This is a genomic window from Noviherbaspirillum denitrificans, from assembly GCF_002211445.1.
In the GTDB taxonomy this organism is placed as follows: domain Bacteria; phylum Pseudomonadota; class Gammaproteobacteria; order Burkholderiales; family Burkholderiaceae_D; genus Noviherbaspirillum; species Noviherbaspirillum denitrificans.
The window spans coordinates 3,411,979-3,427,895 of the sequence record NZ_LSTO01000001.1 but is presented as its reverse complement, the minus strand read 5'-3'; the positions used below and the strand labels follow the sequence as shown (position 1 = coordinate 3,427,895).

15 protein-coding genes and 2 tRNA genes are annotated in these 15,917 nt (G+C 60.6%); 7 read left to right on the top strand and 10 right to left on the bottom strand.

What is annotated here, in order from left to right:
- The 3 genes from yjgA to AYR66_RS16575 form a co-directional block, all read left to right on the top strand.
- Positions 1–573 (top strand): ribosome biogenesis factor YjgA (gene yjgA / locus AYR66_RS16585; protein ID WP_088709864.1); only part of this gene is annotated, 573 nt, incomplete at its 5' end.
- A complete protein-coding gene (gene mog, locus AYR66_RS16580) occupies positions 551–1,168 on the top strand; it encodes a molybdopterin adenylyltransferase (protein WP_088708422.1) in 618 nt (205 codons plus the stop codon). The genes yjgA and mog, both read left to right, overlap by 23 nt.
- Position 1,169: 1 nt before the next feature.
- Positions 1,170–1,841 carry an alpha/beta hydrolase gene (locus AYR66_RS16575; RefSeq protein ID WP_088708421.1) on the top strand — a complete coding sequence of 224 codons (672 nt, stop codon included), beginning with the start codon at positions 1,170–1,172 and terminating at the stop codon, positions 1,839–1,841.
- A gap of 72 nt (positions 1,842–1,913) precedes the next feature.
- Here AYR66_RS16575 and purU read toward each other — a convergent pair whose 3' ends face one another.
- A complete protein-coding gene (gene purU, locus AYR66_RS16570; RefSeq protein ID WP_088708420.1) occupies positions 1,914–2,789 on the bottom strand; it encodes a formyltetrahydrofolate deformylase in 876 nt (291 codons plus the stop codon).
- 143 nt (positions 2,790–2,932) lie between these two features.
- Positions 2,933–3,454: a bactofilin family protein gene (locus AYR66_RS16565; RefSeq protein ID WP_088708419.1), complete on the bottom strand. Its 522-nt coding sequence runs from the start codon at positions 3,452–3,454 to the stop codon at positions 2,933–2,935.
- A 310-nt stretch (positions 3,455–3,764) separates the two neighbouring features.
- Here AYR66_RS16565 and AYR66_RS16560 point away from each other — a divergent pair, with 310 nt between their 5' ends.
- The gene (locus AYR66_RS16560; protein ID WP_088708418.1) at positions 3,765–4,796 is read left to right on the top strand and encodes an NADP-dependent oxidoreductase; all 1,032 of its coding nucleotides are present in this window, start codon (positions 3,765–3,767) and stop codon (positions 4,794–4,796) included.
- Between the two features lie 73 nt (positions 4,797–4,869).
- Here AYR66_RS16560 and AYR66_RS16555 read toward each other — a convergent pair whose 3' ends face one another.
- The 7 genes from AYR66_RS16555 to apbC all read right to left on the bottom strand — a co-directional run bounded on the left by AYR66_RS16555 (position 4,870) and on the right by apbC (position 10,196).
- Positions 4,870–5,253, bottom strand: a complete 384-nt coding sequence (locus AYR66_RS16555; RefSeq protein ID WP_234814921.1) for a hypothetical protein — start codon at positions 5,251–5,253, stop codon at positions 4,870–4,872.
- A gap of 191 nt (positions 5,254–5,444) precedes the next feature.
- Complete coding sequence (gene efp / locus AYR66_RS16550; RefSeq protein WP_088708417.1) at positions 5,445–6,002, bottom strand: elongation factor P; 558 nt, start codon at positions 6,000–6,002, stop codon at positions 5,445–5,447.
- A gap of 126 nt (positions 6,003–6,128) precedes the next feature.
- On the bottom strand, positions 6,129–7,289 hold the full coding sequence (gene earP / locus AYR66_RS16545; protein ID WP_088708416.1) for an elongation factor P maturation arginine rhamnosyltransferase EarP: 1,161 nt from the start codon (positions 7,287–7,289) through the stop codon (positions 6,129–6,131).
- Positions 7,290–7,367: 78 nt separating this feature from the next.
- Positions 7,368–7,443 (bottom strand) — tRNA-Glu (locus tag AYR66_RS16540).
- A gap of 58 nt (positions 7,444–7,501) precedes the next feature.
- Positions 7,502–7,577 (bottom strand) — tRNA-Ala (locus AYR66_RS16535).
- A 66-nt stretch (positions 7,578–7,643) separates the two neighbouring features.
- Positions 7,644–9,035 carry a glutamate--tRNA ligase gene (gene gltX, locus AYR66_RS16530; RefSeq protein ID WP_088708415.1) on the bottom strand — a complete coding sequence of 464 codons (1,392 nt, stop codon included), beginning with the start codon at positions 9,033–9,035 and terminating at the stop codon, positions 7,644–7,646.
- A 72-nt stretch (positions 9,036–9,107) separates the two neighbouring features.
- Positions 9,108–10,196 carry an iron-sulfur cluster carrier protein ApbC gene (gene apbC / locus AYR66_RS16525; RefSeq protein ID WP_088708414.1) on the bottom strand — a complete coding sequence of 363 codons (1,089 nt, stop codon included), beginning with the start codon at positions 10,194–10,196 and terminating at the stop codon, positions 9,108–9,110.
- A 137-nt stretch (positions 10,197–10,333) separates the two neighbouring features.
- On the opposite strand from apbC, the gene metG reads away from it, so the two are divergent.
- From metG to AYR66_RS16510, 3 genes are all read left to right on the top strand, one after another.
- Positions 10,334–12,400 (top strand): methionine--tRNA ligase, encoded by a 2,067-nt coding sequence (gene metG, locus AYR66_RS16520; protein ID WP_088708413.1) that lies wholly within the window; start codon positions 10,334–10,336, stop codon positions 12,398–12,400.
- Between the two features lie 53 nt (positions 12,401–12,453).
- Positions 12,454–12,933 carry a GNAT family N-acetyltransferase gene (locus AYR66_RS16515; RefSeq protein WP_088709862.1) on the top strand — a complete coding sequence of 160 codons (480 nt, stop codon included), beginning with the start codon at positions 12,454–12,456 and terminating at the stop codon, positions 12,931–12,933.
- 91 nt (positions 12,934–13,024) lie between these two features.
- Entirely contained in the window at positions 13,025–14,716 is a 1,692-nt protein-coding gene (locus AYR66_RS16510; RefSeq protein ID WP_088709861.1) for a SulP family inorganic anion transporter, read from the top strand.
- Here the strand turns inward: AYR66_RS16510 and AYR66_RS28440 are convergent.
- Positions 14,713–15,917: EAL domain-containing protein (locus tag AYR66_RS28440; protein WP_206047200.1), on the bottom strand; the 1,205-nt coding region annotated here is incomplete at its 5' end. The two genes, AYR66_RS16510 and AYR66_RS28440, sit on opposite strands and share 4 nt — an antisense overlap.

Below are 15,917 nucleotides of genomic sequence, written 5' to 3'. Positions count from 1 at the left end.
GGCGGTGTCGGCTTCCGCTCCGACGAATTCGAACAGAAGTACGACCGCCCCTCCAAGTCCCAGCTCAAACGCGAAATGACCGCGCTCCAGGATCTGGGCGAAGAACTGGTCTCCCAACCCAAGGACCGCGTAATGCGCGTGCCGATGCCGGAAGACGTGCGCGACGCGATCCTGGAATGTCAAAAGATCAAGGATCACGAAGGACGGCGCCGCCAGATGCAGTTTGTCGGCAAGAAGATGCGCACGCTGGAAGAAGACGAAATCGCGGCGATCCAGACGGTGATCGACAGCTGGAAAGGCGCCTCCAAGGCCGAAACCGCCGCGATGCATGCGCTGGAGCGCCGCCGCGAAAAGCTGCTGGCCGACGACAAGGCGCTGACCGACCTGAAGGCCGAATTCCCCGAAGCCGACGTGCAGCAACTGCGCACCCTGATCCGCAACGCCCGCAAGGAGCAGGCGGAAAGCAAGCCGCCGAAGGCCTACCGCGAGATTTTCCAGATCCTCAAGCAGCTGCAGCAATCCAAGGCCAAGGCACCTGCCGACGAACAGAATGACGACGCTGAAGAAGACTGATCCGGACGAACTGCTGATCGGCCTGGTATCGATTTCCGACCGGGCCTCCAGCGGCGTCTATGAAGACCAGGGCGTACCCGCCCTGCGCGACTGGTTCACTGCCGCCCTGACGAGCCCGTGGAAGATGGAAACCCGCCTGATTCCGGACGAACAGAGGGAGATCGAAAAAACCCTCGTCGAACTGGTCGACGAAGTCGGCTGCGACCTTGTGCTCACCACCGGAGGCACCGGCCCGTCGCGCCGCGACGTGACACCGGAAGCGACGCTGGCCGTGGGCACGAAGGAAATGCCCGGCTTCGGCGAGCAGATGCGCCAGATCAGCCTGAAGTTCGTGCCGACGGCGATCCTTTCGCGCCAGGTCGCAGTGATCCGCGAAACCACCGGTCGCGCTGCCCTCATCATGAACCTTCCCGGCCAGCCGAAATCCATCAAGGAGACGCTGGAAGGCCTGAAGGACGCGGACGGCAAGCAGCTGGTGCCCGGCATCTTTGCAGCCGTTCCCTATTGCATCGACCTGATCGGCGGGCCGTACATCGAGACCAACGAAGCGGTGTGCAAGGCCTTCCGCCCGAAGTCGGCGATCCGCCAGAAATGACATGACGACACCGAGCCTGGAATCCATCGAGATCGAAAGCGGCCCCAATCCCACGGCGGCGGTGATCTGGCTGCACGGCCTTGGCGCCGATGGCAACGACTTCGTGCCCATCGTGCGGGAACTCGACCTTTCCGGCTGCCCGGCGATCCGCTTCATCTTCCCGCATGCTCCCACAATGCCGGTGACGATCAATTACGGCTACGTGATGCGCGCGTGGTACGACATTCTCGGCACCGACCTGACCAATCGTGAAGACGAGGCCGGCCTGCGCAAGTCGCAGATGCTGGTCGAAGAACTGATCGCACGGGAAAAGGCGCGCGGCATCCCGGCCGGGCGCATCGTCCTCGCCGGGTTCTCCCAAGGTTGCGCGATGACGCTGCAAACCGGCCTGCGCCATCCGGAGAAGCTTGCCGGCCTGCTGGGCCTTTCCGGCTACCTGCCCATCCATACCAAGCTGCCGGCAGAACGCCATGCGGCCAACCAGGACACCCCGGTTTTCCTCGCCCATGGCCGTAGTGACCCGATCGTCCCAGTGCAACGCGCGGAGATGTCGCGCGACTTCCTGCAGACGCTTGGCTATGAAGTCGAATGGCATACCTACCCGATGGACCATTCGGTGTGCGAAGAAGAAATCGCGGACATCGGCGCCTGGCTTCAACGCGTGCTTGCCTAAACGAACACGGCACAAGCAAAAAGGGCGGGTCCGCATTGCGCACCCGCCCTTTTCAATTCTGCTGAATACCGCTTACTTGAACACCACCGTCTTGTGCCCGTTCAGCAGGATGCGGTGTTCGACAAAGCACTTCACCGCACGCGCCAGCACCACGCACTCCACGTCGCGACCGATCGCGGTCAATGTTTCCGGCTCCATCGAATGATCAACCCGCTCGACGTCCTGCTCGATGATCGGGCCTTCGTCAAGGTCGCCGGTAACGAAATGCGCGGTCGCGCCGATCAGCTTCACGCCACGGTCGTGCGCCTGGTAGTACGGTTTCGCACCCTTGAAGCTGGGCAGGAAGGAGTGGTGGATATTGATCGCCCTGCCCTTCAGCGCTTCGCACAGTTGCGGCGACAGGATCTGCATGTAGCGTGCGAGCACGACGAGGTCGATGTCGTTGTTCCTGACGATCTCGAGGATGCGCTCTTCCTGCGCGCGCTTGGCCTCGGCCGAAGCGCCGGTTGCCAGCGGCAGATGGTGGAAGGGAATGTTGTAGCTCGCCGATAGCTGATAGAAGTCCGTATGGTTGGACACAATGGCCGGGATCTCCACCGGCAGCAGGCCGCTCTTGTAGCGGAACAGCAGGTCGTTCAGGCAGTGGCCGATCTTCGACACCATCAGCATGACGCGCGGCTTCTTGCGGGCGTCGTGCAGTTGCGCTTCCATCCGCAGTTCCTTGGCCACGATATCGAAATCGGCACGCAGCTGTGCATCGCTCACCGCCGCATCCTCCGCGGCAAAATGCACGCGCATGAAGAACAGCTGCGATTGCGCGTCGCCGAACTGCGCCGAGTCGATGATATTGCAGCCATGCTCGGCGAGGAAGCCGGATACGCGATGGACAATGCCGCGATGGTCGGGGCAGGACAGGGTAAGAATGTATTCCGGGTACGTCGTGGTCATGATGGCAGTGCGACAGGCGAAAGGCGAAAGGCGTTATTGTCGCACGGCATGCGCGGACAAACAAAAAACCCGGAGCCGCGCAAGCGGTATCCGGGCAAGAAAGGTGGCGCCGGGCAGCGCCCCTCGGGTATTTTTAGTGTGGCTTAGCCGACCTTGGCGACGGACAGGCCCTTGTTGCCGGCAGCAGCAGTGGTGCCAACCTGGATGTCGCCGGACAGCTGGCCGCCCTCTTCGATCACGACCTTGCCGTAGCGGACCTTGCCGGAAACCTTGCCGGTCGAATAGATGACCAGCTTCTGGCGCACGGTCAGTTCGCCATCGAATTCGCCGTGGATTTCGGCGATGTCGATCTCGGCAGAACCCTTGAACGCGCCGCGCTCGGCGATCTGAATGACACGGGAATCGATGGTGGCTTCGACACGGCCTTCGACGCACAGCGTGTCGCAATCGGTGATTTCAACGCCCTTGAGCTTGATATTCGGCCCGACGATCAGCTTGCTGCCGCCCTCGCTGGTGCTGGCGGGTGTGTCGGTTGCAGTGGTAGTGGAAGTAATCGGCTTGGAGATACCCGAAGTACCGGTCGGGACGATGCCGCTGGCGGTGCTGAGGGGCGAATTTGGCGTGTTGGTATCGCGCTTGCCAAAGAGTGTTTCGGAACGAAGCATGTTATCTCCAAAAAATAGTGCGAAAGTTAAAAACTGTTTGCGATGTCATGGAAACGCTTCAAGCATTCCCATCGCGTCGAAAACGTGGCAACACTTCACGAGCGTTTGCTCTGCAGGAGTAAGAGCCAGACTTGCGGCCTCCCCGCCTCTTAAGCCACAGCAATGTTGCGGCTCCTCACTTGGTCTATGTGACCTTGGGAAAGTTCCGGTGAATTCCGGAATGTTTGAATCTGTTACACTTTTGCAAAAAAGTACGACCGTTCATTTTCATGTATGATGGGCCGTCTAACCATTCCGTGAAGGAGACAAGATGACAACCACCCTTACCAACCGCCAGGTCCGCCTCGCTGCCCGCCCTGTGGGCATGCCCAAGCGCAGCGACTGGAATTTCGTCTCGGAGCCCGTGCGCGCGCTTGCTGACGGCGAAATCACCGTCAAGACCTTGTACCTTTCGCTCGATCCCGCCATGCGCGGCTGGATGAATGAGGGCAAGTCCTACATCCGCCCGGTCGCGATTGATGAAGTCATGCGCGCCGGCGGCATCGGCAAGGTGGTGGCATCGAAGTCGCCGAAATTTGCGGTCGGCGACTATGTCTCCGGCGTCATTGGCGTGCAGGAGTACTGGACCGGACCGGCTGACGACAAGGGTGCTGGCATTTACAAGGTAGACCCGAAGGCGGCGCCGCTGCCCAAGTACCTGAATGCGCTCGGCATGCCCGGTATGACCGCCTATTTCGGCCTGCTCGAAGTCGGCCAACCCAAGGCTGGTGAAACCGTGGTTGTCTCCGGCGCCGCAGGCGCGGTCGGGCAAACGGTCGGCCAGGTTGCGAAGCACAAGGGCTGCCGCGTGGTTGGTATCGCAGGCGGCAAGGACAAGTGCGATTTCGTCGTGAACGAACTCGGCTTCGACGCTTGCATCGACTACAAGAGCGGCTCAGTGCGCGAAGGACTGAAGCAGCACTGCCCGAAAGGTGTGGACGTCTATTTCGACAATGTGGGCGGCGACATCCTGGACGATGTGCTCACCCGCATCAATATGAAGGCACGCATCATCATTTGCGGCGCCATTTCCCAATACAACAACACGACCCCTGTGAAGGGGCCAGCCAATTACCTGTCGCTGCTGGTCAACCGTGCACGCATGGAAGGCATCGTGGTGTTCGATTATGCAGACCGCTACCACCTTGGGGTGGCGGAGATGGCGAAGTGGATGAAGGAAGGCACGTTCAAGACGCGCGAGGATATCGTCGAAGGCCTCGACAACTTCCCGGAAACCCTGCTCATGCTGTTTGAAGGCAAAAACTTCGGCAAGCTGATCCTGCAGGTTGCAAAGGACGAGTAAGACTGGTTGCACTGCCAAAAAAAATGGCACAGGTGACTGTGCCATTTTTATTTGCAGCGGATTGCGTCGATGTTTAGCGCATCGGACGGCATTGCCGCAGTTCGCATTGCGCCATGAATATCGTGCCGTTGTCGCATTTCATCCGGTACACCTCCACCGGTCCCTTGTCCGTAACCAGGCCGGCACCCATGGAACCCGTGCAACCGAAGCGCTTTGCAAGGCGCTCGACGGTGGCCGACGACGTGCCCGGACGAAAATCGACGGTCTGGAGGATAGCCTCTCCCTCATTGTCACTGATGACAGATCCGTTGCGCGGCTTTGCAGGCGGCTGGGGAGCAGGTTCAGGCTGCGCCGTCGTGAACGACGGCACCCAGTCGGGAAGCTTGAACCCGGTGGACGAACAGCCTGCGAGAATGCATACCGAAATGGCCACGCCTAAACCGCGGATCTTCTTCATTCGACTTTCTCCCTGTCTGTGAACGATTCTATGTCGCCTCTGCCATTGCTCCGGGCAACGCCGCACAGTGTATACGCCGGGCCCTGGCATTGCAAAAACGGCGAGCCCGCACTGCCAATCTGTTGGATTTGTGGCGCAATAAAAAAAGCGCTGCAGGAATCCGGCAGCGCTTTTTCTGGACAAAAAGCCGATTACTTGCTGCGGCTCTTGTATTCACCCGTGCGGGTGTCGATTTCGATCTTGTCGCCGATTTCCACGAACAGCGGAACCGGGATTTCGAAACCGGTGGAGATCTTGGCCGGCTTCAGTACCTTGCCCGAGGTGTCGCCCTTGACGGCCGGCTCGGTGTAGGTCACTTCGCGCACGATGGTGGTCGGCAGTTCGACAGAGATCGGCTTGCCGTCGTAGAAAACGACTTCACATGCCATGCCGTCTTCGAGGTAGTTCAGCGCGTCGCCCATGTTCTCGCCTTCAACTTCGTACTGGTTGTAGTCGGCGTCCATGAACACGTACAGCGGGTCGGCGAAGTACGAGTAAGTGGCTTCTTTCTTGTCCAGCACCACGACGTCGAACTTGTCGTCACCGCGGAATACGCTTTCCAGCGGTGCGCTGGTCAGCAGGTTCTTCATCTTCCACTTGTAAGTGAAACCGGTACGGCTCGAACCGTTGACGTCGGAGCGCAGCACGATGAAAGGCTTGCCTTCAACCATGATGATATTGCCAACACGAACTTCTTTTGCAAATTTCATAGGAGTGATCGAAAAAAATAAGTTGCTTGAAAACTATCTTCGTCTCGCGGCAAACACTGCCTCAAGCACGCGCTTGATCCAGATCAAACGGTTCAGATATCGATTAAGCGCGGATTGTACCCTGTTTTACCCCCGCGCTGAGCGGAGGAATTCCTCAAACTTCAGCAATTGGGATGTCATGTCCCCGTTTGCCAGCATTTCGCTGCGCCAATCGGCTGTCCTGGCGCCGATGATTGGCATTTCGGCATGGAATTGCGCCCATAATGCCGGCCAGCCGGACCCGGCGTCCTCGGCTCCGTTCCATGCCAGCGACACGGCGTTCAGGCTTTGCAAGGCAGGAGCAAACCGGCCGAGGAAAGCACGCAGCTTGACGTGATGCAGGTCCTTGTCCTGAGGGTAGATATGCCAGATGAAAGGCTTGCCCGCCCACTGCGCGCGTACGAAAGAATCCTCGCCGCGCACGAAGTTCAGATCGCATGCCCACAGGAGCTTGTCGTAGTCAGGCTGCGCGACAAACGGCAGGACACGCACGGTGAGCGCGCCAACTGTGCGGACGGCCCCCGGTTTTGCATCCATACCAAGGAATGTCCGAACCGCGTCGGCTGCAACACCTTGCGGTACCACGCAGGTCACGGCGGTGTCGCCGTCCTGCCATGCCTCAAACAATTTCGGAACCGGCGCGTGCGGATAGCAAAACAGAGAGACCTTCAGTGACGCCATTTCTTCAGGTGTCACGCCAAACTGCGCCATGAATGCCGCCATGGTCGCCTGATCGGACTGGAATTGCTCACGCTGCCCTTCGAGCGCGGCTTCATGCAGCAGTCCGCCTGTCTTGCTTGTGAATCCAGGGAAGAAAAAATGCTTCTTCAGCGGCAGGCGCGGATGTGGGGACGGCAAGGTATGGCAGCCCTCCACCCACTCTTCGGCGCTCAGCCCTTCCAGATTGAACCATGCCGGGCGCGGCTCGCGCTGCGCCATTGCGGTGATGTAGCCCGGCGGGATATCGACACCAAAGAATTCGATGACGATATCGGCAACATCACTCGCCGAGAATTCACCCTCCTGGTCGCGCCAGTGGCGCACGGTCACGCCGGCCAGCTGCTGCACGTCCGCATTGATGGCGACTTCAGGGCAGATGCGCTGGAAGCTCCTCAAGTCATCGACCCATAAGGCGACATCGATGCCATGCTCCTGCTGCAATTGCCTGGCAAGACGCCAGCAGATGCCAATGTCGCCGAAGTTGTCGACGACCTTGCAGAACAGGGCGAGGGATTGTGGACGTGTCATGCGGCGCAAACCACAAGGAAGAGATGTATTGTGCGACGGCAAAAAGAAAAACGCCACGCAGATGCGTGGCGTTTAATGTGGCGTCCCCACGGGGATTCGAACCCCGGTACTCACCGTGAAAGGGTGATGTCCTAGGCCTCTAGACGATGGGGACAGAAAACTGTCGATACTGCAGCCTATTATATTTCTTTTACAACGCACTGCGTTGTCGCTGGTGGAGGTAAGCGGGATCGAACCGCTGACCTCTTGCATGCCATGCAAGCGCTCTCCCAGCTGAGCTATACCCCCGTGTGCGAAGAAACGAGAGTATAGCAAAATTTTTTCTCGAATGTAAATCCTCTTCGAGAAAATTTATCAGAGAAATTTCTGCAGGCGAGCGACAACCGTGTCACGGCCAAACAGCTCCAGCACCGCATCGATCGACGGCGTCTGCAACTGGCCGGTCACGATCAGGCGCAGCGGCATGGCGAGCTGCGGCATCTTCAGCTTGTGCGCGGCCAGCACTTCCTTGGTCGTCGCGGAAATCGTCGCCTTGTTCCATTCGATGGACTTGCAGGCTTCGGTGAATTGCGCGAGCGCCGGCTTCACGGCGTCGGTGATGTGCTGGGTGACCAGTGCCGGATCAGGATTCGGCTCGCGGTAGAACAGCATCGCGGCGTCGCCGAGTTCGTTGATCGTGTTCGCGCGCTCCTTCATCAGCGCGATCACCTGCTGCAGCGGAGGCGCGCCGTCGAATTTCGCGCCTTCCTTTTCCATGACAGGGCGAACCAGTCCTTCGAGACGGACGTTATCGGCCAGCTTGATGTAGTGGTTGTTCAGCCACGCGAGCTTCTCGGGGTTGAACTGCGCCGGCGAACTGTTCAGGTGATCGACGTCGAACCACTGGCAGAACTGTTCCATCGAGAAGATTTCGTCGTCGCCATGGCTCCAGCCGAGGCGCGCCAGGTAGTTGAGCATTGCCTCCGGCAGGTAGCCCTGCGCCGGATAGTCCATCACGCTGACCGCGCCGTGGCGCTTGGACAGCTTCTCGCCGTCGGCGCCAAGGATCATCGGCACATGGCCGTATTCCGGCAGCGGCGCGCCGAGCGCACGCAGGATGTTGATCTGGCGGGGCGTGTTGTTGACATGGTCGTCGCCGCGGATCACGTGGGTCATTTTCATGTCCCAGTCGTCGACTGCCACGCAGAAGTTGTAGGTCGGCGTGCCGTCCGGGCGCGCAATCACGAGGTCGTCCAGCTCGCGGTTGGAAATGGTGATCGTACCCTTCACCATGTCGTTCCAGCTGACGTCGCCGTCGAGCGGATTCTTGAAGCGCACGACCGGCTTGCGGCCTTCCGGCACTGATGGCAGGGTCTTGCCCGGCTCCGGACGCCAAGTGCCGTCATAGCGCGGCTTTTCGCCGGCGGCGCGCATGCGCTCGCGCATCGCTTCCACTTCATCCGGCGTGCAGTAGCAGTGATAGGCGGTGCCCGCTTCCAGCATCTGCGCCACCACCTCGCGATAGCGGTCCATGCGCTTCATCTGGTAGAACGGACCTTCGTCGTGCTGCAGGCCGAGCCAGTTCATGCCGTCGAGGATCGCCTGCACCGCCTCTGGCGTCGAGCGCTCCAGGTCGGTGTCTTCGATGCGCAGGATGAAGGCGCCGCCGTGGTGGCGGGCAAAGGCCCAGGAAAATAGCGCGGTGCGCGCGCCGCCGAGATGGAGGTAGCCGGTCGGGCTGGGTGCGAAGCGTGTGCGGACTGTCATGGCAATTCAAATAAAAACGGCCTTGGATCGCCAAAGCCGTGGAATCGGAAAAACCGTTATTTTACCTTGTCGTCAGTCGTTCTTGATGACAATGCTCGGGAACTTGCTGGTCATGTCCTTGGCTTTTTCCGCCACCTTGACGGCGACCTTGCGCGCGATTTCCTTGTACATCCGGGCAACCTGCCCGTCCGGATCGGCCACGACAGTCGGCTTGCCGGAGTCGGTCTGCTCGCGGATCGCCATGGTCAACGGCAAGGCGCCAAGGAATTCCACCCCGTATTCCTTGCACATCTTTTCGCCGCCACCGGCGCCGAAGATCGGCTCCGCGTGGCCGCAATTCGAGCAGACGTGGATGCTCATGTTTTCGACGATGCCGAGGATGGGAATGTCGACCTTTTCGAACATCTTCAGGCCTTTGCGCGCATCGAGCAGCGCGATGTCCTGCGGCGTGGTGACGATCACCGCGCCGGTTACCGGCACCCGCTGCGACAGCGTGAGCTGGATGTCGCCGGTGCCTGGAGGCATGTCAACGATCAGGTAATCGAGGTTGCGCCAGTTGGTCTGCTCCAGCAGCTGCTGCAGCGCCTGGGTGACCATCGGACCGCGCCAGACCATGGGCTGGTCGGGGTCGATCATGAAACCGATGGAGGAGACCTGCACGCCGTAATTTTCCAGCGGCTCCATGGTCTTGCCGTCGAGCGATTCCGGCTGGCCGGAAATGCCCATCATCATCGGTTGCGAGGGGCCATAGATGTCGGCGTCGAGGATGCCGACCTGCGCGCCTTCCGCAGCCAGCGCCAAGGCCAGGTTGACGGCGGTGGTCGACTTGCCCACCCCGCCCTTGCCGGAAGCGACGGCGATGATGTTCTTGACGTTGGACATCAGCTTGACGCCCCGCTGCACCGCATGGGGAATGATTTTCGAATAAACGTTCGCTTCGACGCGGCCGATGCCGGCGAGCTGGCGGACGGCATCAACTGCCATCAGGTGAATCGGAGCGATCTGGCTCTTCGCTGGATAGCCGAGCTCGACATCAAACTTGACGTCGGCGCCGTTGACCTGAACGTTTTTCACGGATTTGCCCGTAACGAGGTCCTTGCCGGTGTTCGGATCGATGACCTGGGACAGGGCCGCTTTGACGGCCTCAACGGTAATACTCATTGTTTCTCCTGAATTTTGTAACAGCAAGTCTAAACCAATTCGGGGCCGATCCTGCCGGGGTTTGACACTGCGGACCTGCTTTATACGCCCCCGCGCTGCTAAAATGGCTGTTTTATTTCTCCAAGCATTATTGCCAAATGAGCACCACTTCGCATCGCAAGCTGTTTGTCACCACTGCCCTGCCCTACGCCAACGGCGCGTTCCACATCGGCCACATCATGGAATATATCCAGGCCGACATCTGGGTCAGGTTCCAGCGGATGCAAGGCAACGAGGTGCATTTCGTCGGTGCCGACGACGCGCACGGCGCGCCGATCATGATCGCCGCCGAGAAAGCCGGCGTGACGCCGCAGGAATTCGTCGCCCGCATTGCGGCCGGCCGCAAGCAGTACCTGGACGGCTTCCACATCAGCTTCGACAACTGGCACTCCACCGATGCGCCGGAAAACCACCAGCTGTCGCAGGACCTGTACCGCCGCCTGCGCGACCATTCGAAACTGATCACCACCAAGACCATCGAGCAGTTTTTCGACCCGGTCAAGAGCATGTTCCTGCCGGACCGCTACATCAAGGGCGAGTGCCCGAAGTGCGGCGCCAAGGATCAGTACGGCGATTCCTGCGAGGTGTGCAGCGCGGTGTACGCGCCGACCGAGCTGAAGAACCCGTATTCGACGCTGACGGGCGCGACGCCGGTGATGAAGTCGTCCGAGCATTATTTCTTCCAGCTGTCGAATCCCAAGTGCGTCGAATTCCTGCGCGAATGGACGCAGTCGCCCAACCGCCTGCAGCCGGAAGTCGTCAACAAGGCCAAGGAATGGCTGGAGAGCGAGGAAGGCCTCGGCGACTGGGATATCAGCCGCGACGCGCCGTATTTCGGCATTGAAATTCCGGATGCGCCGGGCAAGTACTTCTACGTCTGGCTGGATGCGCCGGTGGGCTACCTGGCCTCGCTGAAGAACTACTTCGACAAGACCGGCCGCGACTACCAGGCTTTCATGGAGGACAACTCCACCGAGCAGTATCACTTCATCGGCAAGGACATCATCTACTTCCACACCCTGTTCTGGCCGGCAATGCTGAAGTTCTCGGGCCTGAAGGTGCCGACCAATGTGTTCGTGCATGGCTTCATCACGGTATCCGGCGAGAAGATGTCGAAGTCCCGCGGCACCGGCATTTCTCCGCTGCGCTACCTCGATATCGGCATGAACCCGGAATGGCTGCGCTACTACATTGCGGCCAAGCTGAATGCGAAGGTGGAAGACGTCGATTTCAACCCGGATGACTTTGTGTCGCGCGTCAACTCCGACCTGATCGGCAAGTACGTGAACATCGCCAGCCGGGCAGCGGGCTTCATCACCAAGCGTTTCGGCGGCAAGCTGAGCGATCCGATTACCGGCGGCGAGGCGATGACCTGGCGCCTGCGCTTCGGCGAACAGGAAAACGACATCAAGGAAGCCTTCGAGGCACGCGAGTTCGGCAAGGCGATCCGCCAGATCATGTCGCTCGCCGACGAGGTCAACCAGTACGTGGACACCAAGAAGCCCTGGGAACTGGCGAAGAATCCGGCCAACGACCAGGAGCTGCAGGATGTGTGCAGCAACCTGCTGCGCAGCTTCTACTGCCTGACGATCTACCTCGCCCCGATCCTGCCGGAACTGGCGCGGAAGGTATCGAAGCTGTTCGGCATCGAACGCGACCTGACCTGGGCCGACCTGCAGAATAGCCCGGCCACGATCGGCACCTTCGAGCACCTGATGCAGCGTGTCGATCCGAAGATGCTGGATGCGCTGTTCGACATCCCGGCTGCGGCGCCTGCCGCAGAGAAGGCGGAAGAGCCGGCAACGAATATCGAACCGCTCGCTGCGGAAATCAAGATCGACGATTTCGCCAAGATCGACCTGCGCATTGCAAAGATCGTGAACTGCGAACACGTCGACGGCTCCGACAAGCTGCTGCGCCTGACGCTCGACGTAGGTGAAGGCCGTACGCGCAACGTGTTCTCGGGCATCAAGTCGTCTTACAAGCCAGAGGACCTGGTCGGCAAGCTGACCGTGATGGTGGCCAACCTCGCGCCGCGCAAGATGAAGTTCGGCGTCTCCGAGGGCATGGTGCTGGCCGCGTCGGCAGCCGATGAAAAGTCCAATCCGGGCATTTATGTCCTGAATCCGTGGCCGGGCGCAGAACCTGGCATGCGGGTCCGTTAAGCCATGCCTGCCGGAGAATTGCCCAGTTGCCGGTCATCGGGAGCGCGGATGCCATGAATATCGTGGTCCGCGAAGCAAACCTCGATGACGCCCAGCTCATAGCCGAGCTGACACGCGCATGCTGGGCAGGCAAGGTGGCCGTTACCTCGAGTGGCCACCGCGAAACGGCAGTCCGCGTGCTGCAGGACTTGCAAAGCGGCGGCGCCTTCATCCTGCTGCGTGATGACGCGGCGATCGGGTCGGTGCGCTGGGTGCCGCTGGATCACGAACCCGACGTCTGGGAAATCACGCGCATGGGCGTCCTGCCCTCTTACCGCGGCGAACACCTGTCGCAACACCTCCTCGAAGCAGTGATCCACCGCGCGTTCGCCGCTGATGTCCGCGAGCTGCGCCTCGCCGTGCGCGCCGACCAGGAGCGCCTGCTCGACCTGTATTCCGCGTATGGCTTCGAGCTCGCCCCCGAGCTCGAATACACCCACGCCAACCCGATCGAACCCGCGCCGATGGTCATGCGCCGGGTACTGGGCAATTGATGGCGCGCCGCCTGGCAAACGCACAGAATCCACGATGCAGGGCATCTGTCCTGCCTACAACAACAAGAAGGCATCAAGGGAGCTCCGCGGCATGAAGATTTCCAGCCTCCGCTTTCGTCCGGCGCTGGTGGACGCACTCAAGGCTTACAACAAGACGCGCTTTACGCATGACGTTGCCGCCGGACTGACGGTCGGCATTGTCGCCCTGCCGCTGGCGATGGCCTTCGCCATCGCGTCGGGCGCCAAACCGGAGGCTGGCATCTTTACCGCCATCATCGGCGGCTTCCTGATTTCCGCGCTCGGCGGCTCGCGCGTACAGATCGGCGGGCCGGCCGGTGCCTTCATCGTCATCATCTACGGCATCATCGAAAAATACGGCCTCGGCGGGCTGCTAATGTCCACCATCTGTGCGGGTGTCCTGCTGTTTGCAATGGGGGTGTTCCGTATTGGCACCTGGATACGCTATATCCCGGTGCCTATCGTGATCGGCTTCACCAACGGCATCGCGGTGTTGATCGCCCTCTCGCAGCTCAAGGATTTCTTCGGGTTGTCGATTGCGAAAATGCCTGGCGATTTCTTTGCGCAGATCAAGGTCCTGCTGGCCCATGCACATACCGTGGAGCCGATCACCGTCGCCATTGCGGTCGGGGCGCTGGTGCTGATGTTCAGCTGGCCGGCCGTGTTCCGCAACAATCCGGACGGCTCGCCCAAGGCCTTCCGCTTCCCTCGCCTGGCGAGCATTCTCAAACCCATTCCCAGCCCGATCCTGGTCCTTGTGCTGGGGACGACGGCGGTCACCGTCTTTGACCTGCCGGTCGAAACCATCGGATCGCGCTTCGGCGGCATTCCGCAGGCGCTGCCATCGCTCCAGCTGCCGCCTCTCACCTGGGAAGTGGTCAAACAACTCTTCGCCCCGACCATCACCATCGCGCTGCTTGGCGCCATCGAATCGCTGCTGTGCGCGCGGGTGGCGGACAACATTACCGGGCAGCGGCACGATCCGAACCAGGAATTGATGGCGCAGGGCGCAGCCAATTTCATCGTCCCCTTCTTCGGCGGCATTCCCGCCACCGGAACGATCGCACGTACGGTGACCAACATCCGCACCGGCGCCACCTCGCCCATCGCCGGCATCGTGCACGCGCTGTCGCTGCTGGTGATCGTGCTGGCTGCCGCGCCGCTGGCCACCAATGTGCCGCTGGCGGCGCTCGCGGCCATCCTGCTGCACGTCGCCTACAACATGGGCGAATGGCACGAGTTCCGCAGGTTGATGGACTTCTCGATGAATTACCGGATCCTGGTGCTGTCGACCTTCCTGTTGACGGTGATTTTCGATCTGACCGTGGCCGTCGAGGTGGGGCTGGTGCTGGCCTGCGTGTTCTTCATTTACCGCGTGTCGAGCCTGACGCAGGTCGAGAAGATTCCCGCGCCGGCACTGCCGGTCTGGCCGGCACCGGGCGTGGTGGCATATTCGATTTTCGGCTCACTGTTTTTCGGCGCGGTCGGCAAGATCGAGGTGTTGGGCCAGCCGGAAAGCGATCCGGGAAAAGTGATGATCCTGAAGATGACCCAGCTCATCAACCTCGACACGACCGGTCTCGACGCGCTGGAAACGGTGCTCAAGACGCTGCAGAAGAATGGCTGCACGCTGATCCTGTGCGGCCTGAACCATCAGCCGCTCAGCCTGATGCGCCGTACCGGCTTCCTTGACCGGCTGGGATCGGAAAACTGCGTGGAAGACCTGACGCACGCCATCGCGCGGGCGAATACGCTCGCCGGCTAGTGCCTTGCCGCTCCGCTTTCGTGATGCGCGAAAGCGGCTTCCAGGGTTGCCGCGAGTTCTTCGCCGCTGCGCGGTTTGCGGACAAACCGGAACACATTGCCCACATTGACCGCATCCTCGACCAGCGCGGCGTCGCTGTTGTCGCTGCACATGATGCGCACCGTGCGCGGATACATCCGGCTGATGCGACCGAGGAATTCCACACCGCTCATGCCATGCATGTCCTGTTCGCAGACCACGACACTAACCTCCTCGGAAGCGAGGATGTCGAATGCCGTCACTGCATTGCTCGCCTGGATCAGGCGGCAAGATGCGCCCTCCGGAAGCAGGATGGGCGCGGCGCCTCCCGCGATCAGCAGCAAGGTCCGGCCGGCACTCTGGCGACGTCGCTTGTCTTCCGGAAGTTCGCGCCGCTCCTGCAGCAGTGCCGTGCATAGATCGACCGGCAAGGCCGGGCTGAAGTAATCGCCCTGCATCTCGTCGCATCCGTGCTCCGCCAGCAAGGCAAGCTGGCTGCCGCTTTCGACACCCTCCACGGCCACTTTCATGCCCAGTTTGTGCGCCATCGTGATGACGGCATCGGTGACGGCAAGGTCGTCCGGATGACTCAGTACCTCGCGCACGAAACTCGGATCAAGCTTGATCCTGTCAACCGGAAAGCGCTTGAGGAAGCCGAGGTTGGAAAATCCCGTTCCGAAATCGTCGATGGACAAGCCCACCCCGGTCCGCTTGAGTTCGTCGAGCACGCGCATGGAATCGGCAGGGTCGTGCATCAGCAACGATTCCTTGAGGTCAAGTTCAAGCTGGCCCGACGGCACCCCGGTCTCACGCAGGATCTGCGCGATGGCATCGGCAAAGCCCGGCTTGATGAACTGGCTGGCAGAAATGTTGATGGAAACCGGTCCGTGCAGCAGACCCTGCTGCCGCCATGCTTCGTGTTGCCGGCATGCCGATCGCACCACCCATTCGCCAATCTGTTCGATCAGGCCGACCTCTTCCGCGATCGGGATAAATTGCAGCGGCGGCAGCAGGCCCATTTCAGGATGGCGCCACCGGATCAGCGCTTCCAGTCCGATCACGCGCCCGCTCTGCAATTCGATGCGCGGCTGGTAATGCAGTTCGAACTCGTCGCGTGCAAGCGCATCGCGCAGGCTTTTTTCCATCGCCATGCGGACACTCAGGCGGCGGCTGAGTTCGGCCG